Source organism: Streptomyces sp. NPDC096132 (assembly GCF_044763345.1).
Classification (GTDB): Bacteria; Actinomycetota; Actinomycetes; order Streptomycetales; family Streptomycetaceae; genus Streptomyces.
This window is the reverse complement of the sequence record NZ_JBIWGA010000001.1, coordinates 650,270-672,768: the sequence shown is the minus strand read 5'-3', so window position 1 is coordinate 672,768 and position 22,499 is coordinate 650,270. Positions and strand designations below refer to the sequence as shown.

The 22,499-nt window shown below is 72.1% G+C and carries 21 protein-coding genes and 1 pseudogene; 5 read left to right on the top strand and 17 right to left on the bottom strand.

What is annotated here, in order from left to right:
• Positions 1 to 164 precede the first annotated feature (164 nt).
• Entirely contained in the window at positions 165 to 1,475 is a 1,311-nt protein-coding gene (locus ACIRF9_RS02835) for an ammonium transporter (protein WP_403815236.1), read from the top strand.
• Positions 1,472 to 1,810, top strand: coding sequence for a P-II family nitrogen regulator (locus ACIRF9_RS02830; protein WP_403815233.1), 339 nt, complete (start codon positions 1,472 to 1,474; stop codon positions 1,808 to 1,810). The genes ACIRF9_RS02835 and ACIRF9_RS02830 overlap by 4 nt, the downstream gene beginning before the upstream one ends.
• On the opposite strand, the gene ACIRF9_RS02825 is transcribed toward ACIRF9_RS02830, so the two are convergent.
• The 5 genes from ACIRF9_RS02825 to ACIRF9_RS02805 all read right to left on the bottom strand — a co-directional run bounded on the left by ACIRF9_RS02825 (position 1,807) and on the right by ACIRF9_RS02805 (position 6,379).
• A complete protein-coding gene (locus tag ACIRF9_RS02825; RefSeq protein WP_403815230.1) occupies positions 1,807 to 2,811 on the bottom strand; it encodes a WxL protein peptidoglycan domain-containing protein in 1,005 nt (334 codons plus the stop codon). The two genes, ACIRF9_RS02830 and ACIRF9_RS02825, sit on opposite strands and share 4 nt — an antisense overlap.
• Positions 2,812 to 2,921: 110 nt before the next feature.
• On the bottom strand, positions 2,922 to 4,253 hold the full coding sequence (locus tag ACIRF9_RS02820; RefSeq protein WP_403815227.1) for a beta-xylosidase: 1,332 nt from the start codon (positions 4,251 to 4,253) through the stop codon (positions 2,922 to 2,924).
• 172 nt (positions 4,254 to 4,425) lie between these two features.
• Positions 4,426 to 4,896: a hypothetical protein gene (locus tag ACIRF9_RS02815; protein WP_403815225.1), complete on the bottom strand. Its 471-nt coding sequence runs from the start codon at positions 4,894 to 4,896 to the stop codon at positions 4,426 to 4,428.
• A gap of 174 nt (positions 4,897 to 5,070) precedes the next feature.
• Positions 5,071 to 5,424, bottom strand: coding sequence for a cytidine deaminase (locus tag ACIRF9_RS02810; protein WP_403815222.1), 354 nt, complete (start codon positions 5,422 to 5,424; stop codon positions 5,071 to 5,073).
• Between the two features lie 28 nt (positions 5,425 to 5,452).
• Positions 5,453 to 6,379: a helix-turn-helix transcriptional regulator gene (locus ACIRF9_RS02805; protein WP_403815219.1), complete on the bottom strand. Its 927-nt coding sequence runs from the start codon at positions 6,377 to 6,379 to the stop codon at positions 5,453 to 5,455.
• A 46-nt stretch (positions 6,380 to 6,425) separates the two neighbouring features.
• Here ACIRF9_RS02805 and ACIRF9_RS02800 point away from each other — a divergent pair, with 46 nt between their 5' ends.
• Positions 6,426 to 7,859, top strand: coding sequence for an MFS transporter (locus tag ACIRF9_RS02800; protein ID WP_403815216.1), 1,434 nt, complete (start codon positions 6,426 to 6,428; stop codon positions 7,857 to 7,859).
• 4 nt (positions 7,860 to 7,863) lie between these two features.
• Here the strand turns inward: ACIRF9_RS02800 and ACIRF9_RS02795 are convergent, their stop codons facing one another.
• From ACIRF9_RS02795 to ACIRF9_RS02760, 8 genes and pseudogenes are all read right to left on the bottom strand, one after another.
• Positions 7,864 to 8,223: an MmcQ/YjbR family DNA-binding protein gene (locus tag ACIRF9_RS02795; protein ID WP_403815213.1), complete on the bottom strand. Its 360-nt coding sequence runs from the start codon at positions 8,221 to 8,223 to the stop codon at positions 7,864 to 7,866.
• The gene (locus ACIRF9_RS02790; RefSeq protein ID WP_403815210.1) at positions 8,220 to 9,527 is read right to left on the bottom strand and encodes a hemolysin family protein; all 1,308 of its coding nucleotides are present in this window, start codon (positions 9,525 to 9,527) and stop codon (positions 8,220 to 8,222) included. Before ACIRF9_RS02790 ends, ACIRF9_RS02795 begins: the two co-directional genes overlap by 4 nt.
• Positions 9,524 to 10,021, bottom strand: a complete 498-nt coding sequence (gene ybeY / locus ACIRF9_RS02785; protein WP_403815207.1) for an rRNA maturation RNase YbeY — start codon at positions 10,019 to 10,021, stop codon at positions 9,524 to 9,526. The genes ACIRF9_RS02790 and ybeY overlap by 4 nt, the downstream gene beginning before the upstream one ends.
• Before the next feature lie 12 nt (positions 10,022 to 10,033).
• Complete coding sequence (locus ACIRF9_RS02780; RefSeq protein ID WP_403815204.1) at positions 10,034 to 11,107, bottom strand: PhoH family protein; 1,074 nt, start codon at positions 11,105 to 11,107, stop codon at positions 10,034 to 10,036.
• A gap of 138 nt (positions 11,108 to 11,245) precedes the next feature.
• Entirely contained in the window at positions 11,246 to 12,370 is a 1,125-nt protein-coding gene (locus ACIRF9_RS02775) for a carbohydrate kinase family protein (RefSeq protein WP_403815201.1), read from the bottom strand.
• A 382-nt stretch (positions 12,371 to 12,752) separates the two neighbouring features.
• Positions 12,753 to 13,139, bottom strand: a pseudogene (locus ACIRF9_RS02770) (MFS transporter); the annotation flags it as partial.
• Between the two features lie 2 nt (positions 13,140 to 13,141).
• Positions 13,142 to 14,431, bottom strand: a complete 1,290-nt coding sequence (locus ACIRF9_RS02765; RefSeq protein WP_403815198.1) for a glucarate dehydratase family protein — start codon at positions 14,429 to 14,431, stop codon at positions 13,142 to 13,144.
• Complete coding sequence (locus ACIRF9_RS02760; RefSeq protein WP_403815194.1) at positions 14,428 to 15,366, bottom strand: 5-dehydro-4-deoxyglucarate dehydratase; 939 nt, start codon at positions 15,364 to 15,366, stop codon at positions 14,428 to 14,430. Before ACIRF9_RS02760 ends, ACIRF9_RS02765 begins: the two co-directional genes overlap by 4 nt.
• Before the next feature lie 104 nt (positions 15,367 to 15,470).
• Between ACIRF9_RS02760 and ACIRF9_RS02755 the strand changes: the two genes are divergently transcribed.
• Both ACIRF9_RS02755 and ACIRF9_RS02750 read left to right on the top strand, forming a co-directional pair.
• On the top strand, positions 15,471 to 16,295 hold the full coding sequence (locus ACIRF9_RS02755; RefSeq protein WP_403815191.1) for an IclR family transcriptional regulator: 825 nt from the start codon (positions 15,471 to 15,473) through the stop codon (positions 16,293 to 16,295).
• 174 nt (positions 16,296 to 16,469) lie between these two features.
• Complete coding sequence (locus ACIRF9_RS02750; RefSeq protein WP_403815188.1) at positions 16,470 to 17,735, top strand: MFS transporter; 1,266 nt, start codon at positions 16,470 to 16,472, stop codon at positions 17,733 to 17,735.
• Between the two features lies 1 nt (position 17,736).
• Here ACIRF9_RS02750 and ACIRF9_RS02745 read toward each other — a convergent pair whose 3' ends face one another.
• The 4 genes from ACIRF9_RS02745 to ACIRF9_RS02730 all read right to left on the bottom strand — a co-directional run bounded on the left by ACIRF9_RS02745 (position 17,737) and on the right by ACIRF9_RS02730 (position 22,472).
• The gene (locus ACIRF9_RS02745; RefSeq protein WP_403815186.1) at positions 17,737 to 20,316 is read right to left on the bottom strand and encodes an immunoglobulin I-set domain protein; all 2,580 of its coding nucleotides are present in this window, start codon (positions 20,314 to 20,316) and stop codon (positions 17,737 to 17,739) included.
• A 44-nt stretch (positions 20,317 to 20,360) separates the two neighbouring features.
• Positions 20,361 to 20,885: a hypothetical protein gene (locus ACIRF9_RS02740; RefSeq protein WP_403815183.1), complete on the bottom strand. Its 525-nt coding sequence runs from the start codon at positions 20,883 to 20,885 to the stop codon at positions 20,361 to 20,363.
• A gap of 79 nt (positions 20,886 to 20,964) precedes the next feature.
• Positions 20,965 to 21,750, bottom strand: a complete 786-nt coding sequence (locus ACIRF9_RS02735; protein WP_403815180.1) for a hypothetical protein — start codon at positions 21,748 to 21,750, stop codon at positions 20,965 to 20,967.
• 32 nt (positions 21,751 to 21,782) lie between these two features.
• A complete protein-coding gene (locus tag ACIRF9_RS02730; RefSeq protein ID WP_403815177.1) occupies positions 21,783 to 22,472 on the bottom strand; it encodes a hypothetical protein in 690 nt (229 codons plus the stop codon).
• Positions 22,473 to 22,499: the final 27 nt, after the last annotated feature.

Here is a 22,499-nt window from a genome sequence, read left to right as displayed (position 1 = left end):
TCTCCCTGATCCATCAAGCCCCGCCGTACACACGAGCGGCAGCCCGGTCCGCCGTGAGCTCCCGGAAACCTCCACGCAACGAAACGTCACGGAAACACACCCGTACGCAACCGGAAACGCACACCGGTGACCCTCTGACGAGCCCCCGCACCGTTGGAGACCCTGTGACGTCCCTCGCCGCCGCACACGTCGACACCGGCGACACCGCCTGGTTGCTCGCCGCCACCGCGCTCGTCCTGCTGATGACCCCGGGTCTGGCCCTGTTCTACGGCGGCATGGTCCGCACGAAGAGCGTCCTCAACATGCTCATGATGAGCTTCGTGTCGATCGCGCTGGTCACGGTGGTGTGGCTGGCGGCCGGCTACTCGCTGGCCTTCGGCGACGACTCCTTCGGCGGTCTGATCGGCGGGCTCGAGCACGCCGGTATGAGCGGCCTCGGCCCGGACAGCGTCCAGGGCACCGTCCCCACCCTCCTCTTCGCCACCTTCCAGCTCACCTTCGCGATCATCACGGCGGCCCTGATCAGCGGCGCGATCGCGGACCGCGCGAAGTTCGCGGCGTGGCTGGTCTTCGTCCCCGTCTGGGCGCTGCTCGTATACGTTCCCGTCACCCACTGGGTCTGGGGGCCGGGCGGCTGGATTCTCGACAGGCTCGGCGCCCTCGATTTCGCGGGCGGTCTCCCCGTCGAAATCACCTCCGGCGCGTCCGGACTGGCCCTCTGCCTGGTCCTCGGACCCCGCCTCGGCTTCAAGAAGGACGCGATGCGTCCGCACAACCTGCCCATGGTGGTGCTGGGCGCGGGCCTGCTCTGGTTCGGCTGGTTCGGCTTCAACGCGGGCTCGGCCCTCGGCGCCAACGGCCTCGCCGCCGCGGCCTTCCTCAACACCCTGGCCGCCGGCTGCACCGGCCTCCTCGGCTGGCTCTTCGTCGAGCAGAAGCGCGACGGCCACCCGACCACGCTGGGCGCCGCCTCCGGCGCCGTCGCCGGTCTGGTCGCGATCACCCCCTCCTGCGGCTCGGTCTCGCTGCTCGGCGCCCTCGTCGTCGGCCTCGCCGCCGGTGTCGTCTGCTCGTACGCCGTGAGCTGGAAGTTCAAGCTGAACTACGACGACTCGCTCGACGTCGTCGGCGTCCACCTGGTCGGCGGCGTCATCGGCACCCTCCTCATCGGCGTCTTCGCGGTCGACACCATGACCGGCGGCACGGAGGGTCTCCTCTACGGCGGCGGGCTCACCCAGCTCGGCAAGCAGCTGGTGGCCGTGGTCGTCGTGGCCGCCTACGCCTTCGGAGTCACCTACGGCATCGGCAAGCTGCTCGACCGCACGATCGGCTTCCGGGCGGACGAGGACCAGGAGCACACCGGCCTGGACCTTACGGTCCACGCCGAGACCGCATACGATCACGGCGTCCTGGGCCACGGTGCCCCGGTCACCCACTCCGTCCCCTCCGCCCAGAAGGTCAAGCCGCAGGCATGAAGCTCATCACCGCGATCGTCAAGCCCTACCGCCTCGACGAGGTCAAGACGGCCCTGCAGGAGCTCGGCGTCCACGGCCTGACCGTGACCGAGGCCAGCGGGTACGGCCGCCAGCGCGGCCACACCGAGGTCTACCGGGGGGCCGAGTACCAGGTCGATCTCGTGCCGAAGGTGCGGATCGAGGTCGTCGTCGAGGACGCGGAGTCGGATGCGGTGATCGATGCGATTGCGCTGGCCGCGCGGACCGGGAAGATCGGGGATGGGAAGGTGTGGGCGGTGCCGGTGGAGACGGTGGTCCGGGTGCGGACGGGTGAGCGGGGGCCTGACGCGCTTTAGCCTCCGGCGGGTTGGTCGACTTTTGGCTGCGGGTGTGTGGGGGCTGGTCGCGCAGTTCCCCGCGCCCCTTCAGGACGTGTCCGCCGACGCCTGATCAAGAGCCACACGCCGATGCCGATACCCACCACGACCACCCCCACCACCAGCCACGGCACCGCCACGAACGAGACGGTCGTCGACTCCTTCGTGTCCTTGGCCGTCGCCGTCAGCTTCACGTCTGCCCAGTCCAGCTGGGGTGCACTCCGCCAGGTTTCGGTGAGGCGGACCCGTTGTCCCGGCAGTAGCTGGGAGGGGATCTTCTTCAGGTCGCGGGTCAGGAGTGTGCGGCCGAACAGACCCTCCGCCCGGAGCCGCACATTGGGTTGCAGGGTGACGTTCCCGGTGTTGTGGAGGGTGTAGGTGATCGTCGCCGTGCTGTCGCCGAGGCCGGGGACGAGAGGCTGGTGGTGGCTGATGTCGACGTCCTCGACGGCGAGCGCGGGCAGGGTGGGGCCGCCGACGCTGAGGTAGACGCGGGCGCCGACCGCCCGCTGGACGCCGAGGGCGACCGAGCCGTCGCCCTGGTCGATCCGCTCGTCGAGGGCGACGATCGCGCCGGGATGGTCGCCGGGCTCGGCGCCCCGGGGCACCTTGATGGTGAACGGCACGGTGACGGTCCCCCGGCCGGGCACGGTGACCCGTTCTTTCGGCAGCTCGGCCCACGCCCCCACGCCCCGCATCTTCTCCCCGAGCGACTTCACGGCGAAGCCGCCGTCGCGCGCGGTGTTGTAGGCGTCGGCGGCGTACAGCCGGAAGGTGAGGGGCTCGTCCGTCTTGTTGGCGACGACGACCTTGTCCGCGATCGTCTGTCCGGGATCGGCCGAGACATAGAAGTACGGCCGTGCGGCGACGGCCGAGGAGACGGGGTAGACGGACCAGCTCCCGTTGTCGGCGGCCCGGGCGGGCGCGGCGAACAGCAGGCACAGGAGGAACGGCAGGAGGAGGACGTACGGCTTGCGCATGGGTGCGGACCCCCCACGGACGGACGGAAGGGCGGGTTGAGGAGGGGGTGGTCGGGCGGGTGCGGACCTGTGGGGCGGGCGCCCGGCCACCGGGAGAACGGACGGGTGGGTCAGGTGAGCGTGAGCGTCAGGACGCCGGCGTACGTGCCCGGGGGCGTGAACGCCGGTACGTCGAGGGAGAGTCCGGCGTTCGCGGTGAACTCACCGCCGGTGAGCGTGCCGTCCGGTGCGGACGCCAGGGTCGCCCCCGCGCTGCCCACGACTCCGGCCGACCCGGCCTGACAGGTGCTCGGGCTGCCCGCCTTGGTGGTGCACGCGGGCGTCCAGCTCAGCTTGCCGGCGTCGATCTTGGCGCCGGGGCCGCTGAAGTCGGTGACCTTGCCGGTCAGGGACCAGCCCGCGGGTCCGCCGCGGTAGTCCTTGACCGTCACCGCGTTGAGGGCCCCGGTCGAGTCGTCGCCCGAGCCGAAGTCGACCGCGGACATCGCCACGGCGTCCCCGGCCTGGGACATCGACAGGGTGCCCGCCTTGACGGTCGTCGTCAGCTTCTGACTGCCCTCGGGTACGGGCGTGTCGTCGATGACGATGTACGCCACGGGTCCGGCCCCGAGGTCCGAGCTCCAGCTGCCGCCCTCGTACGCGACCAGACCGGTCGTGGTGAGGTCGTTGACGACGAGCGAGCCGGAGATGCCGCCCGTGGAGTTCGCGGTGACGGTGGTCTTGTCCGCGGTCTCGGCGGAACCGGACCGCCCGGCGACGGTGACCGTCGCGCCCGGCGTGAAGTCGCTGCCGGTGAACGTGACGGGGTCACCCGGGCTGCCGGAGGCCGAACCCAGGCTGATGGAACGGGTGTTGGCCGGCGGGTTGTCCGCCGCGGTGATCGTCTCCGACACCGGGGCGGGCGGGTTGGTCACCGTGCAGGGGGTGTCCAGCTCGAGGATGTAGCTGGTGTGGATGTTGTAGTCACCGGGCGAGAGGGTGATCGCTCCGGGCGAGGTGACCGTGAAGGTGCCGGTCATGGAGAACGACGGGAAGGCACCCCTGCCGGGCACCGGGTCGTTCTTCTTCGGCCCCGCGACGGTGACGTTGCCGGTCTGCGCGCCGCCGAGGGCGACCAGACCCGTCGGCGTCATGATGTCGGCCGGCAGGGCCAGGTCGGTGGGGTTGCTGGCGGCGGGCGTGACGACCGTGTAGGTCACGGTGACGGTGTCGCCGACCTTGGGGCTGGCGTTGTCCACCGTGATCTTCGCCGTGGTGGTGCCGTCGATCGGCGGGAGGCCCGCGATCGCCGGCGGGATGCAGTGCGTCGGGAAGTCCACGTTGGTCGCGGCGCCGGCCGGGCCGGCGAGCGCCCCGCCCGCGGTGACCGCGAGCGCGGTCGCCCCGAGCAGCGAAGCCCAGCGCCGTCTTCGGGAATTCCGGGAACTTCGGGGTGAACCCATGTGTGCCCCCTCCTCCGGGGTGCGGGCGCAGCGGCTCTTCTGCGCCGACAGGGGGCATTGACGTGCGGATCGCGTGAGAAGTCAATGGACGCAGCGTGGTGAACTGATGGACCGTCAGCTTCCTGGTCCCGGTGAGAAACTGACGGTCCGTTGGCGCTGTTTCCGTCCGCTATCAGTCGAACACGAACGGTCCCGGCGCCTGCGCCGTGCTGGTGGTACAGGTGACGGTGACGCCGAAGATCACCATCTTCAGCGACCCGCCGTTGAAGTCGAGCTTGTCGCCCGAGGCCACGGTGCCGGGCAGCGGGCCGACCGTGATCGTGGCGCCGGCCGCCATGGCCGGGTTGACGGACCCGCTGAAGACGCGTGCGGAACCGGTCGAGTTCGCCATCGTGAGCGTGGAATTGATGCTGTTGGCGCCGAGCGCGAGGGGGGTGGTGATCGAGGAGGTGAGGGTGATGGTGGCCGAGGTACCGGACTGCGTGGCGGTGAGCGTGGCCGCGCCACCGCCGAAGATGCCGCAGCTCGCGGTGATGGTCGCCGTCGTCGGGGTCACGGCGGCGGCCGAGGGCGCGAACACCAGCCCGGTGACCGCGAGGGCCCCGGCCAGCAGTGCCGCACCTGATCCGATTCGCTTGCTCATGGGATTCCGGCTCCTTCCCGGATGTGGGGAGACGGACGGCCGAAGCGGGACGGTGGGTGCGGTCACCGGGCCCGGTGGGGGGTGAATCTGACGGTCCGTCGGAACTTACGGCTCCATTGATGCGGGAGGGGCGGGGTACGGCAAGGCTGATTTCCGGCCGAGTTGAAAGCGCTGTCAGTCCGCGGTCACCGTGGCCCGGACCGTGCCGTCCGGCGCGGCCACCAGCACGGGTGTCCCCGGCCCGCCGAGATCCCGTACGGCGGCGAGATCGTCCTCGGCGACACCCTCCGCCTCGGAGACCACCGCCGCCGCCTCCAGCGACTTCGCGCCCGACGCCACCGCCATCGCCACCGCCGTCCGCAGCGCGCTCAGCCTCAGCGACGGCAGGTCGACCGTCCCGGCGACATACGTACGTCCCGTCTCGTCCCGTACGGCGGCCCCCTCCGGCACACCGCCCCGGGCCCGCGCGGAACGGGCCAGGGTGACGATCTTGCGGTCCTCGGGGTCAAGCGCGTTGCTCTCGGTCATGCCCCGAGCATACGAAGAACCCGGCCGCTCACCCCGCCACGGGGTACATCGCGCCCCGGCGTCCCTCCGGTGAGGCCAGCCACTCCAGCTTCGCCGCGGTGTTCGCCTCGTCCAGCGGTGTGTGCAGCACGATGGACAGGTCGGGCCGCACCGGCATCTTCATCACGCTCGCCTCCAGGCACAGCAGCCCGACCACCGGGTGGTTGAGTTCCTTGCGGATCTGTCCGGGATCCTCGATGTCCCGTTCCTTCCACAGCCCGGCGAATTCCGGGCTCGCCGCGGTCACCTCGGCCAGCACCGCCTGGAATCCCTCGTCGTCGGGTGAGGCCGTGCACAGGGCCCGGAACTGCGCGACGACCGTGCGGGCGTTCTGCTCCCAGTTGCGGGAGCGGGAGCGGTACATCGGGTCGGTGAAGAAGTCGACCAGGCAGTTGCGCGTACGGTCCGCACGCAGCCCGAGGACCAGCGCGGCCGCGTCGTTGTGCAGGACGTAGTTGTAGTACACGTCCATGATGTGCGCCGGGTACGGCATCCAGGCGTCGATCAGCCGCTGCAGCCCCTCGCACATCGTCCGCCGCTTCTCGGGCGCCACCTCGGGCACGGGCGGGTTGAGCCCGGCGAGGAGGTAGAGGTGACGGCGCTCGGTGCCGCTCAGCCGCAGGACCTGGCCCACCGCGTCGAGCACCTGCGGCGACACGGAGATGTCCCGCCCCTGCTCCAGCCACTGGTACCAGGAGGCGCCCACCCCCGCGAGCACCGCGACCTCCTCGCGCCGCAGGCCGGGCGTACGGCGCCGGGCGCCGCCGTCGGGCAGGCCCGCCTCGGCCGGTGAGACCCGGGCCCGCCGGTTCCTCAGAAACTCGCGCAGTTCACTGCGCCGATGGGTCTTCAGCGCGTCCTCGGGCACGTACCGCTCCCCCCGGCCGTCCGTATCTGGTGGTGCCACCACCACCATAAACACCGACTCCCCACGGGTATTCCGGCCGCCGGAAGCTCATGCCATGGCGATCGACACCACCACGACAACTCCCTCCGTCCGAGATCCGCTGGATCCCCCGCGGCTCTCCCCGCGGGACCGGCTCGTCCTCTTCGTGCTGTGCGCGGCCCAGTTCATGGTCGCGCTCGACTTCTCCGTCCTGAACGTGGCGCTGCCGGTGCTGGGCGCCGACCTGGGCATGAGCACCACGGCCCTGCAGTGGGCGGTCACCGCCTTCGCGCTCCCCTCGGGCGGCTTCCTGCTCCTGTTCGGCCGGGTCGGCGACCTCTACGGCCGCCGCAGGCTGTTCCTGGCCGGTCTGGCCCTGTTCGGCGCGGCCTCGCTGCTGGCCACCTTCGCCTGGGACCCGGCGTCCTTCCTCACCGGGCGGGCCCTGCAGGGGCTGGGCGCGGCGGCGATCGTGCCGACGGGCATGTCCCTGCTGACGACGACGTTCCCGGAGGGCCCGGCCCGCGACCGGGCCCTGGGCATCTCCGGCACCCTGCTGTCGCTGGGCTTCACGGTCGGCATGGTGGCCGGCGGCGCCCTCACCGACACGCTCGGCTGGCGTTCCACGATGGGCCTGCTCACCGGGTTCGCCCTGCTCGTGCTGCCGCTGGCGCCCGGGCTGCTGCCGGAGTCCCGCACCCCCGAGCGCCCGCGCCTGGACGTGCCCGGCGCGGTGACGGTCACCGCCGGTCTGCTGTCCCTGATCTACGCCCTGTCGACGGCCGCCGACCACGGCTTCGGCCGTACGGACGTGATCGTGACGCTGGTCGCGGGCGTGCTGCTCCTCGCCGCGTTCGTCGCGGTGGAGTCCCGTAGCCCCGCGCCCCTGGTCTCCCTGCCGATGCTGCGCCGCCGCACGGTGGCCTGGGGCAACCTCGGCGGTCTGGTCACCTTCTCGATGATGTCGACGGTCGTCTTCGTGCTGACGCTGTACCTGCAGGAGACCCTGCGGCTGTCGGCCTTCGAGACGGGCCTGGTGTTCGGCGTGCAGGGCGTGCTGTCGGTGGTGGCGGGCGCGTTCACCCCGAGGTTCGTCGGCCGCTTCGGCGCCCGCCGCACGCTCGTGGCCTCCCTCGCCGGCCAGGGCGCCCTGGTCGCCGCCCTGCTGGGCCTGAACACCCACACCTGGTCGGTCTGGCTCGCCACGGCCGCCGTCTCCCTGGCCAGCATGTGCCACCTCGGCGCGATCATCTCCTACGGCCTGACGGTCACCTCGGGCGTCCCGGACGCGGAGCAGGGCCTGGCCACCGGGCTGGTCACCTCGACCCAGCAGGTCGGCCTCACCGTGGGCATCCCGCTCCTCGGCGTCCTGGCCACCACCGCGGACGACCTGCTCTCCGGCGTCCACACGGTCCTGGCCCTGGACGCGGGGTTCGTGCTGGCGACGGCGGCGCTGGTGGGCCTGGGCCTGCGGAGCCGCCGCGGTCAACTCCCCCCGGCGGAAAGGTGATGCGTCAGGGCCGGTCGAGGCGGAGGCGCTCGGCGCGGGGCAGGCCGGCCACGACCAGGTCGTACGAGTCCTCGATCAGCTCCCGGACCAGGCGGTCCGGGAGGTCGCCGTCGACGGTGACGGTGTTCCAGTGCCGCTTGTTCATGTGGTAGCCGGGAGCGATCAGGCCCGGGTGGTCGGTGCGCAGCCGGACCGCGTCCTCGGGGTCGCACTTGAGGTTGACCTTCAGGGGCCGCTCGTCCGTCCAGCTCAGCGCGAACATCCTGCCGCCGACCTTGAAGACCGAGATCTCCGGGCGGAAGGGGAAGTCCTCCACGGCCGCGTTGAAGGAGAGACAGAAGGCGCGCAACTGCTGGGGGGTCACTCGGACTTGTCCTCGTCGTCGGGCGGATCCGCCGCTGCCACCGGCTCCACCAGCACCGTCACGATCTTGTTCCGGCGTCCGGCCGCCGCCTCGGCGGTCAGGCGCAGCGCACGGCCGTCCGGCAGGTCGACCACGCCGGCCGCGCCGGCGATGGGGACCCGGCCCAGGGCCTTGGCCAGCAGGCCGCCGACGGTCTCCACGTCCTCGTCGTCGTACTCCTCCAGGCCGTACAGCTCGCCCAGGTCGGTGATGTCGAGGCGGGCGGTGACCCGGTAGCGGTCGTCGCCGAGCTCCTCCACCGGCGGGAGTTCGCGGTCGTACTCGTCGGTGATCTCGCCGACGATCTCCTCGAGGATGTCCTCGATGGTGACGATCCCGGCCGTGCCGCCGTACTCGTCGATGACGACGGCGACGTGGTTGCGCTCCTGCTGCATCTCCCGCAGCAGGTCGCCGGCGTTCTTGGTGTCGGGGACGAAGGCCGCGGGCCGCATGGCCGTGGACACCAGGTCGGACTCGGCGTCACGGCTGATGTGCGTCTTGCGGACCAGATCCTTCAGGTACACGATCCCGACGATGTCGTCCTCGCTCTCGCCGGTCACGGGGATGCGTGAGAAGCCGGAGCGCAGGGCGAGGGTCAGGGCCTGGCGGATCGTCTTGTACCGCTCGATGACGATCAGGTCGGTCCTGGGGACCATGACCTCCCGTACGAGGGTGTCGCCCAGCTCGAAGACGGAGTGCACCATGCGGCGCTCCTCGTCCTCGATCAGCGACTCCTTCTCGGCGAGGTCGACCAGCGCCCGCAGCTCCGCCTCGGAGGCGAAGGGGCCGCGGCGGAAGCCCTTGCCGGGGGTCAGCGCGTTGCCGATGAGGATCAGCAGCGACGGGATCGGGCCCATGATCCGGGCGAGCGGGAGCAGCACGTACGCCGCCGCGGTCGCCGTGTTCAGCGGGTGCTGGCGGCCGATGGTGCGCGGGGAGACCCCGACGGCGACGTACGACACGAGGACCATCACGCCGATCGCGGCGAGCAGGGCCGAGGTCGTGCCGTCGATCTCCTGCAGGCAGGCGTAGGTGACCAGCGCGGCGGCCGCCATCTCGCAGGCGACGCGGACCAGCAGGGCCACGTTCAGATAGCGGGTGGGGTCGGCGGCGATCTGCGCGAGCTTGGCGCTGCCGCGCCGTCCGGACCGTACGGCCTCCTCGGCGCGGAAGCTGGAGACGCGCGCGAGGCCCGCCTCCGCGCAGGCGGCGAGCCACGCGACGACGACCAGGGCGATCGCGCCGGAGACGAGGGTGGGGCTCATGAGACGGTCGGGGCCGGGGACGGGCCGGTCAGGCCCTTCTCCGCACGCCAGCCGTCCACGATGGCCGCCTGGAGGCCGAACATCTCGGCCTTCTCGTCGGGCTCCTCGTGGTCGTAGCCCAGCAGGTGCAGCACGCCGTGGACGGTGAGGAGCTGGAGCTCCTCGTCCATGGAGTGCTGGGTGGGCGCCTCGGCGCCCTGCTTGGCGGCGACCTCGGGGCAGAGCACGATGTCGCCGAGGAGGCCCTGCGGGGGCTCGTCGTCGCCCTTCGACGGCGGACGCAGCTCGTCCATCGGGAAGGACATGACGTCCGTCGGCCCCGGCAGGTCCATCCACTGGATGTGCAACTGCTCCATGGCGTCGGCGTCCACGACGATCACCGAGAGCTCGGAGAGCGGGTGGATGCGCATCCGTGCGAGCGCGTAGCGGGCGATGTCGAGGATCGCCTGCTCGTCGACCTCGGTTCCGGACTCGTTGTTGACGTCGATCGACATGGTGCTGCTCTGCTACTTCCCCTTGTGCCCGGTCTGCCTGCCCCGGCCGCCCTTGTGGCCGCCGTTCTCGGTGCCGTGCTTGCTGTCGTACTTCTCGTACGCGTCGACGATACGGCCGACGAGCTTGTGCCGTACGACGTCCTGGGACGACAGACGGGAGAAGTGGACGTCGTCGAGGCCCTCGAGGATGTCCTGGACCTGACGCAGACCCGACTTGGTGCCGTTGGGCAGGTCGACCTGGGTCACGTCACCCGTGATCACGATCTTCGAGTCGAAGCCGAGGCGGGTGAGGAACATCTTCATCTGCTCGGGGCTCGTGTTCTGGGCCTCGTCCAGGATGATGAAGGCGTCGTTGAGCGTGCGGCCGCGCATGTACGCCAGGGGCGCGACCTCTATCGTGCCCGCGGCCATCAGCCTCGGGATGGAGTCGGGGTCGAGCATGTCGTGCAGCGCGTCGTACAGCGGGCGCAGGTAGGGGTCGATCTTCTCGTAGAGGGTGCCGGGCAGGAAGCCGAGGCGCTCGCCCGCCTCCACCGCCGGCCGGGTCAGGATGATCCGGTTGACCTGCTTGGACTGCAGGGCCTGGACCGCCTTCGCCATGGCCAGGTAGGTCTTGCCGGTACCGGCGGGGCCGATGCCGAAGACGATCGTGTGCTTGTCGATCGCGTCGACGTACCGCTTCTGGTTGAGGGTCTTCGGTCGGATGGTGCGGCCGCGCGAGGACAGGATGTTCTGCGTCAGTACCTCGGCCGGGGTCTCCTGGCCGTCACTCGTCCCGTTCTCACTCGCCCGCAGCATGGCGATCGAGCGTTCCACTGCGTCCTCCGTCATCGGCTGCCCGGTGCGGAGCACCAGCATCATCTCGTCGAACAGGCGCTGGATGAGGGCGACTTCCCGTGAGTCGCCGGTCGCGCTGATCTCATTGCCCCGGACGTGGATGTCGGCCGCCGGGAAGGCCGTCTCGATCACGCGCAGAAGGGAGTCTCCGGACCCCAGCACGGTCACCATGGGGTGCTGGGCGGGAACCGTGAACTGTGCTCTCGCCTTGCCCTGCGCGGGCGTCTGAGCTGTGGGTGTCTGAGTCATAGGCCGGCCACGAAGGCCTCTACGTCCTCCCGGATGCGTCTCGCCTGCCACAAGGGCGGCCTGGCGATTTCAAGAGTACGCCAGGGCGGTGACAACGCCGTAGGGGTTTTGTCATGGGCCCGATGGCCGGGACCCGCCCTACGCGGAGCGGCGGAAACCGATCGTCGGGACCGCGCGGCGCAGCGGCCAGGGCGTGGTCTCCTCCCTCGGGATCAGGCCCTCCAGGAACGCGTACCGGCGCAGTGCCTCGGGGTCCTGGCCCTCGACCGACTGCACCCTGCGCCACCAGGCGGCGATCTCGGACCAGCCGGGCGCGGAGAGGGAGCCGCCGAACTCCTGGACCGACAGCGCCGCGGTGAGGCCCGCGAAGGCGAGGCGGTCGGCGAGCGGCCAGCCGGCGAGGGTGCCGGTGACGAAGCCGGCCACGAACACGTCTCCCGCGCCGGTCGGGTCGAGGGCCTCGACCGCGATCGCCGGGACCTCGGCCGACTCGCCGGTGTCCCGGTCCACCGCGTACGCGCCGTCCGCGCCGAGCGTCACGACCGCGAGGGGTACGTGCTCGGTGAGGGCGTGGGCGGCGGCGCGCGGGCAGTCGGCGCGGGTGTAGCGCATGGCCTCCTCGGCGTTCGGCAGGAAGGCCACGCAGTGCTCCAGGTCGGCGAGGCCGGCCAGGTCCCAGGCGCCGGTGTCGTCCCAGCCGACGTCGGCGAAGACACGGGTGCCGCGGCTCGCGGCCTGGGCGATCCAGGGGGCGCGCTTGCCGGGGGTGAGGGAGGCGACGGCGGCGCGGGCCGGCGGCGGGGAGTCCGGGGCGGGCTCCTCCGGGGGCGGCTCGTGCCCGTGGGACACCATCGTCCGCTCGCCCTCGTAGGCCATGGAGACGGTGACGGGCGAGTGCCAGCCGGGGACCGTCCGCGAGGGGGCGAGGTCGATGCCCTCGCCCTGCTCGAGGGCGTCCCAGCAGTACTCGCCGTAGTGGTCGTCGCCGAAGGCGGCGGCCAGGGAGGTCCTCAGGCCCAGACGGGCCAGGGCGGTGGCCATGTTGGCGACACCGCCGGGGCTCGACCCCATCCCGCGCGCCCAGGACTCGGTCCCGCGCACCGGGGCGGAGTCGAGCCCGGTGAAGATGATGTCCAGGAAGACCGTGCCGGTGAGATAGACGTCCCAGGGCGGATCGGCCGGTGTCCGCAGCGCGGACAGCGGGTCCACCTGGGCCTCGCAGTGGTGTGGTCCCTCTCCGGCAAGCGCGTTGGACGCGGTCACGGTGTGCTCCCTGGCGTGGTGCGGATCCAGCCAGTCTGCACCAAGGAACGACCACCCCGCCGCACGTCGCGATGGCCGGGACCACCCCTGAGGGGCCGAACCGTTCAGCGCCGGGCACCCCCACCCCCTCAGGGGCGCCGGGAACTGCGCACCCAGCCCACCACAACCCGCACCGGCCGAACCTGACAGCCCCGGACAACCGCACCACCCCAGGGGCGCGGGGAACTGCGCGACCAGCCCACCACAACCCGCAGCCGACCGCCGCACCCGCCCTCCCCCACCCGGGACCGACCTTGACAGCCCCGGACAACCGCACCACCCCAGGGGCGCGGGGAACTGCGCGACCAGCCCACCACGGCCCGCGGCCGAGCGGTGGTCGCGGCTACGTGGCCATGCGGGGCGCCGTGCCCGGTGTGGGGGCCGGGGACGGGGCAGGGCCAGGGGCCGGGGCCGGGCGGAGGCGGACGCGGTCGTTGCGGCCACCGCCGCGGACGAGCAGCACACTGACCGCGGCCAGGAAGCCGACGACCGTCAGGCCCACCAGCCCTGCCTTGGTCGAGCCCGTGGTGTCCTCGATGATCCCGAAGGCGGTGGGCGCCACGAATCCGCCCAGGTTGCCGATGGAGTTGATCAGGGCGATCCCGGGGGCGGCGGCGCGGGCGTCGAGGTAGCTCTGCGGGATGGTCCAGAAGACGGGCGAGGCCGGTTTGAAGCCCATCGCGGCCAGGCAGAGGGCCCCCAGGCCGGCCCACGGCGACACGAACACGCTGGTTACCAGCGGGGGACGGACGGGGTGACCCAGTCGGGGTCGGCGACGCGCATGGCGGCCGCGTCGTCGCGGTCCTTGAGCGTGCCGTCGTCGTCGAGCCAGCGGCGGTGCAGGAACGCCAGCTTGTCGTGGTCGAGTGCGACGCCGAGGCCGGGCGCGTCGGAGACGGCGACCCGGCCGTCCTCGAAGGTCAGGCGCTCGGTGAGGACGTCCTCCGACTGCCAGGGGTAGTGGGAGTCGCAGGCGTGGTGGAGGTTGGGGACGGTCGACGCGACGTGCGTCATCGCGGCGAGCGAGATGCCCAGGTGGGTGTTGGAGTGCATGGACACCCCGACGCCGAACGTGCGGCAGATCGCGGCGAGTTGCTGGGTGTTGCGCAGCCCGCCCCAGTAGTGGTGGTCGGAGAGGACGACCTGGACGGCGTCCCGGGTGAACGCCTCCTTGATCTCGGCGAAGGTCGTGACGCACATGTTGGTGGCCAGCGGCACGCCGGTCTTCGCCGCGACCTCGGCCATGGCCGGGGTGCCGAGCGCGGGGTCCTCCAGGTACTCGAGGACGTCCCCGATTTCCCGCGCCACCCGCAGCGAGGTCTCCACGCTCCAGGCGCCGTTGGGGTCCAGCCTCAGCGGGTGCCCGGGGAAGGCCCGCGCCAGCGCGCGTACGGCGGCGATCTCCTCGTCGGGCGGGAACACCCCGCCCTTGAGCTTGAAGGAGGTGAACCCGTAGCGCTCCTTGAACCTGCGGGCCTGCTCGACGACCCCGGCCGGGTCGACGGCGGCGCCCCAGTCGTCCTTCTCGCAGGTCACGCCCTCGGGATGGTCGGCCCACTTGTAGAACAGGTAGGCGCTGTACTCGACCGCGTCCCGCACCTTGCCGCCGAGCAGGGCGTGCACGGGCAGGCCGAGCGCCTTGCCGAGGGCGTCGAGGCAGGCGACCTCGAAGGCGGAGACGACGGACAGCCGCAGCTTGTCGGCGGTCTGCACCCCGCGCAGCCCGCCCACGTCGACCTGCCCGGAGACCCGGGAGCCGTCGACGGCCACCTCGTCGGCGACGGTGAACAGCCCGTTCAGATCACTGACCTGCCGTCCGATCAGCTTCTGGGCGAACGGCCGGGCCAGCTCCAGGTACTTGGTGTCGCCGTACGTCTCGCCGACACCGGTGACCCCGGCCGCCGTCACGACCTCCACGATCAGCCGGGGCGTGTACGGCTGGTGCACGCCCTGCGTGTTGAGCAGGGGCGGGTCGGCGACCAGGATCGGCGTCAGCCGTACGTCGGTGATGGCGAGGTTCACAGGGCGGCTCCCACGAGGTCGAGTCCGGTGGTCAGGAGGGTCTTGAGGTCGGCGAGGTCGGCGGCCGAGGGGTCGGTGAGCGGGGCGCGGACGCCTCCGACCGGCCGGCCGCGCAGCCGGGCCGCCGCCTTCACCAGGGACACGGCGTATCCCGGCACCCGGTCGCGCAGTTCGACGAGCGGGACGTAGAAGTCGCGCAGGAGCTTGTCGACGGTGCCCTCGTCGCCGCCCTTCAGCGCGGTGAAGAAGGCGTTCGCGATCTCGGGGGCGAAGGCGTGGACGGCCGAGGAGTAGGCGGGGACGCCGACGGCGGCGTAGGCGCGGGCCTGGATCTCGGCGGTGGAGGCGCCGTTGAAGAAGAGGAAGCCCTCGGGCGCGGCGAGGGTGAGGCGCTGGAGGCGGTCGAGGTCGCTGTGGCCGTCCTTGAGGCCGATCACGGTCGGGAGGGCGGCGATGCGCTTGAGCGAGGTGGCCGTGAAGGCGACCTGGCCGCGCTGGTAGGCGATGAGCGGGAGCCGGGTGCGGGCGGCGATCTGCTCCAGTTGGGCGACGAGGCCGTGCTGCGGGGCGGCGACGAGGTAGTGCGGCAGGACGAGGAGGGCGTCGGCGCCGGCGTCCTCGGCGATCCGGGCGAAGCGGACGGCCTGCGCCCAGCCGTAGCCGATACCGGCGACGACGGGCACGCTCCCGGCCGCCTCCGCCACGGCGATCGAGACGACCTGGCGGTACTCGTCCTCGTCGAGGGAGAAGAACTCGCCGGTGCCGCAGGCCGGGAAGACGGCGCCGGGGGCGGTGGCGAGCTGGGCGGCGAGGTGGGCGCGGAAGCCGTCGGGGTCGAGCAAGCCGTCCGCGCGGAAGCTCGTGAGCGGGAACGACAGCACGCCCGCTGCCATGCCCTCCCGCAGTCGCCGGGCCGTGTCCGTGTCGAGGCTCACCCTCGTCATCTCCCTATGTAGACGTCATCCACGTATGAAGATGGAGGTTAGATATGCGAACCGCGCCCGTCAATGGGCCGCGCGGCGCGGATTACGATCGGCGCATGTCGGAGTCAGGGGTGGCGTCGGGGTCGGAGGCGGCGGGCGCGGGCGGCGTCCGCGAGGTGAAGTCGGCCGCGCGCACGGTCGAGCTGCTGGAACTGCTCGCCGCCCGCGGGGACCGCCCGGCGCGGCTGCAGGAGCTGGCGGACGAGCTGGGCGTGCCGCGCAGCTCGATGTACGCGCTGCTGCAGACCCTGATCGGCCGCGGCTGGGTGCGCACGGACGTCACCGGCTCGCTCTACGGCATCGGCATCCACGCCCTGCTGACCGGCACCGGCTATCTCGACTCCGACCCGCGCGTCCGCCTGGTCCGCCCGTATCTCGACGAGGCGTCCGAGGCGCTGGGCGAGACGATCCACCTGGGGCGGCTCGACGGGCGGGACGTGGCGTATCTGGCGACGCGGGAGTCGCACGAATACCTGCGCACGATCAGCCGCGTGGGCCGCAGGCTGCCCGCGCACGTCGGCGCGCTCGGCAAGGCCCTGCTGGCCGAACGCCCGGACGACGAGCTGCCCGAGGGGCCGTACGAGGCACTGACCCCGAGGTCGCACACGAGCCGGGAGGCGCTGCGGGCGGATCTGGCGCAGGTGCGGGCCCGTGGCCACTCGGTGGACCGGGAGGAGGGCGTCACCGGCATCGTCGGCTTCGGCTTCGCCCTGCGCTACGACCACCCCGCACAGGACGCGATCAGCTGCTCGGTGCCGGTGGCCCGGCTGTCGGCGGAGCACGAGGAGCGGATCGTGGCGGTGATGCGGGAGATCCGGGCGAAGATCGAGGCGACGGCACCGGGGGCCGGCGGGGCCGGCGGGGCCGTGAACTGGCGTTAGAGGCGCCTCGTTTACCCGGGGTTCCCCACCGTAAACAACATGTGACTCAGATCACCACCCCCGAGCTTTTTCGCGATCTACCCGCTTGATACAAATTGCCCGCGCGTTCCTGTCCGTCGACGGCCTGCGCCTCCCCTTTTTGAGCCGCTTCTTTTCGCATGCCCTGGAACGCCCGTGTCTGCCCCCCGCACCCTCCCCTGGCCGCTTCTCGCCCTCTTCACGGCCGGGTATCTCGCCCCCTATCTGCTGCCGACCGTCGTCGGCCGGCTGGACTCGGGGCTCCCCCTGACCGCCACCGAGGCAGGCGCCGTCGGCAGCGCGCTGCTGCTGAGCTCGTCCTCGGCCGGCTTCCTGCTGGCCTCCCGGGTGGAGCGGATCGGCGCGCGGACCCTCGCCCGGGCGGGGCTCGTCCTGATGGTGCTCGGGTACGGCGGGGCCGCCCTCGCCGACGCCGTGCCGCTCGTGGTCGCGGGCGCCGTCCTCGGTGGCTTCGGCTCCGGTACGGCCACGGCGGTCGCCGCGACCCGGATCGCCGCCGAACCCGACCCGCACCGCGCCTCCACGCTGGGCCTGCTCGGGGTGTCCGCGCTCGCCGGGGCCGTCTATCTGACGGTGCCGCACCTCGGTGCGGGCCACGGCCGGCCACTGGCCGCCATAGCGCTGACCGCCCTCGCCGTATGGCCGCTGACGAAGCGTCTGCCCGGCCGTACGGCCACGGCCCCCGCGGCGGCCGGGCGCGTCGAGCGCGTGCCGCTGCCGAACCTGCGCGCCGGGCTCGTGCTGGCCGCCGCCATGCCCTGCTGGTCCCTGGTGCAGAACTCCCTGTGGGGAGTGAGCGGACGGATCGGGCTGACGCAGGCGCACCTCAGCGAGGCCGCCGTCGGCGCGGTGTTCGCGGTGGCGCTGGGCGCCGGGCTCATGGGTGTGCTGGTCGCCGGGACGCTCGGGGCACGGCTGGGACGGGCGGTGCCGATCGGCGCGGGGACCGTGCTGATCGCGGTGTGCGTGGCGGGCAACGCCTCGGCGACCGGGCCCGTGGGCTTCGCGACCGGCCAGATCGTCTGGAACGTGCTCTACCCGGTCGTCCTGTCGTACCTGATCGGGCTCGCCGCGTCCCTCGACCCGCGCGGCCGCTGGGCGGTGCTCGTCGGGTCGGCGGGCTCGCTGGGCACGGCGGCCGGCCCGCTGACCGGGAGCGTGCTGTCGGCACAGGCCGGGTTCCCCGTGATGGGTCTGGTGCTGGGGGCGGCGCTGCTCGTCGTGGCCGTGCCGATGACCGGGGTCGCGCTGCACGCGAGCGGGCGGCTGGTGCGGACGGGAGCCGTACGGCAGCCGTCCGTCGAGCTGATCGAGGTGGACGTGGCGGCCGCGCCCGCACAGGGCGCCTACGACACGGCCGGCCCCCGGCAGGCGGGCGCCTCACCGGGGTCCGGGAACTGAGCTACTCGGCTGCGGCCCTCGCCCGCCGGCGCGTGTACCAGCCCGCCGCGGTCAGCAGCAGCGCCAGGCCCGCCGCCGTGCCGACCGTCGCCCCGGTGGAGGCGAGGCTGCCGCCGGAGGTGGACGTGGAGCCGGTGGTCGTCGTACCGGTCGTACCGCCCGAGGTGGAGCCGGACGTCGTACCGCCGGTGGAACCGCCCGTCGTGCCCCCGTCGCCACCGCCGGTGTCACCGTCGTCGTCCGTGCCCACCGGGTCCTGGCCGACAAAGCCGACCGGGACCTTCACGTCCTGGGAGCGGTCGCCGGAGAGGGTGTGGTCGGCGCGGGTGGCCAGGACGCAGGTCGTCTCGAAGCAGTCGGTGAACTCGTCCTCGGCGTCCACGGTCAGCTCGATCTCGAAGGTGCCGCCCGCGCCGTACGGGATCGCCAGCTCCTCGCCGTAGTCCGGCGGGTTGGAGGAGATCCACGCCGAGCTGTGCGAGCCGCCGGTCATGTCGACGCCGCCGATGCACGGGGTGGGCAGTTCGCCGTCGCCGTTGTCGACGCAGAGGGCGACGTAGATGCCCTTGTCCATGTCGTAGCCGGAGCCGGTGATCTTCAGGGTCTGGTCCTCGGTGGCCAGGTCGTTGACCGGGGTGACGGTGAGCTTCTGACCCTCCGCGCCGGTGACGGTCTTCGTACCGGAGGGGGCCGCCGGGGTCCCGCCGCCGCCCGTACCGCCGCCCGGCTCCTTCACCGTCAGCGTGATCGGGGTCGTACGGGTCGTGCCGACGGAGTTCTTGAACTCGGCGCGGTACTCGTATCCGTCCTGGGCCGCCTTCGCGGTGAAGGAGTACGCGTTCGTCGTCGCGCCCTCGATCCTCGACCAGGTCTGGCCGCCGTCGGGGCTGACGCTCCAGCTCACCGTGGGCGCGGGGGTGCCCTCGGCGGAGGCGACGAAGGAGACCTCGTCGCCGGCGGTGACGGTCTGGTCGGTCGGGGACTGGACGACCTTCGGGGATATCCGGCGGTCCAGCTTGACGACCTTGCTCTCCGCCTGCTTGGTGACGTAGACGGAGGCGGCACCCGGGGTGACGGCCACGCCCGCGTAGGCGCCCGCCCGGCTGCCGGCCAGCGCGAGCGGCTCGGCGGCCTGCTGGAAGGTCGCGGTGTCGTAGACCTCCAGGGCGCCGACGTTGTCCGCGCCGTTGTCCTCGGCGGTGCCGAAGTCCTCGCGCAGCACGAAGGCCTCGCCGGTGGTGGGGTCGAAGGCGGCCGCGGTGGGCCGGTCGCCGCCGGTCAGGGTGGCGATCTTGGTGCCGGCCCTGTCGAAGACGAGGACGGAGGTGCCGTTGCCCACCCACACATTGCCCGTGGCCGGGTCGGGCTCGACGAAGTAGACCATCTCGGCGGCGATGTCTGCGGTCGCGGTGACCTTGAAGGTGTCGAGGTCGATCCGGCGCAGCTTGCCGTTCGTCCGGTCGCTTGACCAGGCCGCCTTGTGGGCGAGGTCCACGCCCAGCGCGTCGCCGCCGTCGAGGGTGAGGGTGCGGCCGTCCACGACCGCGCCGGTGGCGGTGTCGATCTCGGAGACCACCGCGCCCTGGGCGACGAGCGTGGTGCCGGACCTCGTGCCGGGGCCGACGCCGGTGATCTCGCCACCGGTCAGCCAGACGCCGCGCGCGACGCTGTCGCCGTCCTTGGCGGTGCCGATGCCGCGCAGCGGGTAGTTGAAGACGACGCCGTCGCCGGAGAGCGGGGCGGCGATCCTGCGGACCACCCGGTTGGCCAGGGCGCCGGTGGAGCCGGGGGCCTGCTGGACGTGGCCGAGGAGTTTCCCGTCGGCGGCGTCGAGGGCGTACAGGCCCTGTTCGCTGACGCCCGCGGTGTCGGTGATGTCCTCCGAACCGACGTACAGCTTCCCGGAGTCGGGGTGCAGCAGCAGGTCCAGCGGGCGGCCGGCGGTGGTGAACTCGGCGGCCTTCGTGTAGCTGACGGTCCCGGCCGGTACGTCCACGCCGTCGCCGCCGTCGTCTTCGGGGTCCTGGCCCTGGAAGGTGACGGGGATGCGGACGTCCTGGGACCGGTCGCCGGTGCCGTTGTGGTCGACGCGGGTGATGACCGAGCAGGAGACCTGGGTGCAGTCGAGGCCGCTGTCCTTGGCGGTGACCGCCAGTTCGACGTCGAAGGTGCCGCCCTCGCCCCACTCGACGGCGACCCCGGCGGGCGCCTCCGTGGAGCCCTTCGGGACGATCCACCGGGACGCGCCGCTGCCGCCGGTCTGGTCGGCGCCGCCGAGGCAGGGGGTGGGGATGCGGTTGTCGCCGTTGTCCTTGCAGAGGGCGACGTACACGCCCTTGGTCTCGTCGTAGCCGGAGCCGGTGACGCGGAGGGTCTCGCCGGCCGGGTCGAGGTTCGCGGAGGCGGAGACGGTGAGTTCCTGGCCGTCCTTGCCGAAGGCGGTGCGGGGGGTGTCGGCGGCTTGCGCCACCGGGCCGGCGACGACCGTGCCGACGGCCACGGAGGCGGCCACGAGGGCGGCGGCGCCGAGCAGCGCCGCCGGGCGTCCGAACCGCGGACGAGGCCGCGTGGAGGGCTGCATGGAGGGCTGCATGGAGGGCTGCATGGAAGGCGCCACCGCCGTTCTCACTGGAAGGTGATCGGGACGTGGACGTCGTACTTGCGGTCGTTGGTGTCGAAGTGGTCGGCACGGGTGACGACCGCGCACGTCACGTCCTCACCGCAGACGCTGCCGTCGTCGAGGGTGGCCTTGACGTAGATGCTCACGCTGAAGGTGCCGCCGGTGCCGAACTTGGAGCTGTTGGCGAACAGTCCACCGAAGGTGTTGTTGATCCAGTGCGAGGCGCCGGTGGAGCCGGTCTCGTCCTGGCCGCCGAGGCAGGGGCTGGGCTTGTTCACACCCGCGGCGCCGTCGACGACACACAGGCCGACGTAGATGCCCTGGCTGGTGTTGTAGCCGGAGCCGCTGACAGTGATGACCTGGCCGGAGGCGGCGGCGGTGTCCGGCGCGGTGAGGGACAGGTTGTAGGTGGTGCTTCCGTCGACGATCGTGCGGGCCGAGGTGGCGGCGGAGGCGGAGGTGGCGAGGCCCAGGGTCAGGGCACCGGCGGCGGCGACGGCGAGTGCGGCGCGGGCGGCGGGGATTCTCACGGGTGTTCCTCTCTGAAGGGAGTTCCCGAAGGGAGATGAATTTAGGTAAGCCTTACCTAACTATGATCTTGGATGCTTGTCAATGGACGGTAAAGCCGAGAGCGACAACCGGCTGTTCAGCGCCCACCTGGGTCAGCTCGACACCGTGCTCGCCCACAACTGCCGTGTCGTACACGGGAAACGACCGGGAGATACGACCCTCCGCGTCGACCGTGTCCTGGTAGCGGGTGTCGCCGTCGATCGCGACGAGCACGACGGCACCGGGGGGCAGCCCTGTCGCGGTGACGGTCTGCCCGGTGCCGCGGGTAACGACGGAGCGCCCCACAGCGGCCGCGGGCCCGGTCTTGTGCTCCACGGGAGCCGCCCGAGTCGGGGACGGCTCCGGGGACTCCGCGACCGGCTCCGGGACCTCGACACCGAACTCGCCCAGCCCGTCGCCCTCCTGGAACGCGATCCCGCTCCAGGAGGACAACAACTGCGCGCCCTCCGCGGTGAGGGACGCCCGTACGCCTGCCACATCGGCCAGCGCCAGCTCTCGGGCCCGGCCGTCGACGACCGTCCGCGCGTACAGCTCGCCCTCGTCGCCGACGAGCCGCAGCCGGAGTCCGGCGAGCACGAGGGGCTGTTCGGCAGGTCCGTCGAAGCGAGCCGCGCCGCCCAACTCCAGCGCGTCCGCGCCACCGTCGAGGACCGGGAACGAGACACCGCCGTCGGCGGCCCGCACGGCGGGTGCGGTGACGTCGAGCGAGACACCGGGAACGCTCAGGGTCCACTCCACGCGCCCCTCGTCGGCCACCGCGACCGGGGCACCCAGCACGAACAGGGCGCCGGCCACCAGGGCGACGGCGCCGGTTCTCTTCGCCATATTCAGTTCTCCCAAGGGAATGTGAGGATGTGTCAGACCCTGCGCCGACGAGCCCAGAGCCAGGCGCCCGCACCCACCGCCACCAACCCGGCGGCGGCCAGACCGGCCGGGAGCGCGAGGTCGGAGCCGGTACTGGCCATGGAGCCGTCGGCCTTGGCGGTCGCGCCATCGCCGGCCTTGGTCGTGGCACTCGCACTCATGCTCGGCGTCGAGGACGCCCCCGTGGACGCGGCCGAGCCGAACGTCACCGGGATCCGTACCGTCTGGCTCTGGTCACCGCCCCGGGTGTGGTCGTTGCGCGTGATGACGGCGCAGGTCACCCCGGCCGCGGTGCAGTCGGTGTTGGCGTCCTTGGCGCGCACCTTGATGCGCACGCCGAAGGTGCCCTGGTGCGCGCTGCCGCCGTACGGCTTCGCGAGGCCCTCGCCGTAGGAGGGCGGGTTGGAGGAGATCCACGCCGACGCGCCCGACTCGCCGGACATGTCGACGCCGCCGACGCAGGGCGTGGGTGTCTTCCCGGCGCCGTTGTCGACGCAGAAGGCGACGTAGATGCCCTTCTCTGTGTTGTAGCCGGAGCCGGTCACGGTGACCGTCTCGCCCGCCGGGTCGAGGCCGGACGACTTGGACACGGTGAGTTTCTGACCCTCCGGGCCGGTCGCCGTCCCGCCCGCCGCGACGGCCGCCGAGGCCGCCGGGAAGAGCAGGGCGGACGCCGAGGCCACCGTGAGAAAAACGCCAACTCCGTGGCC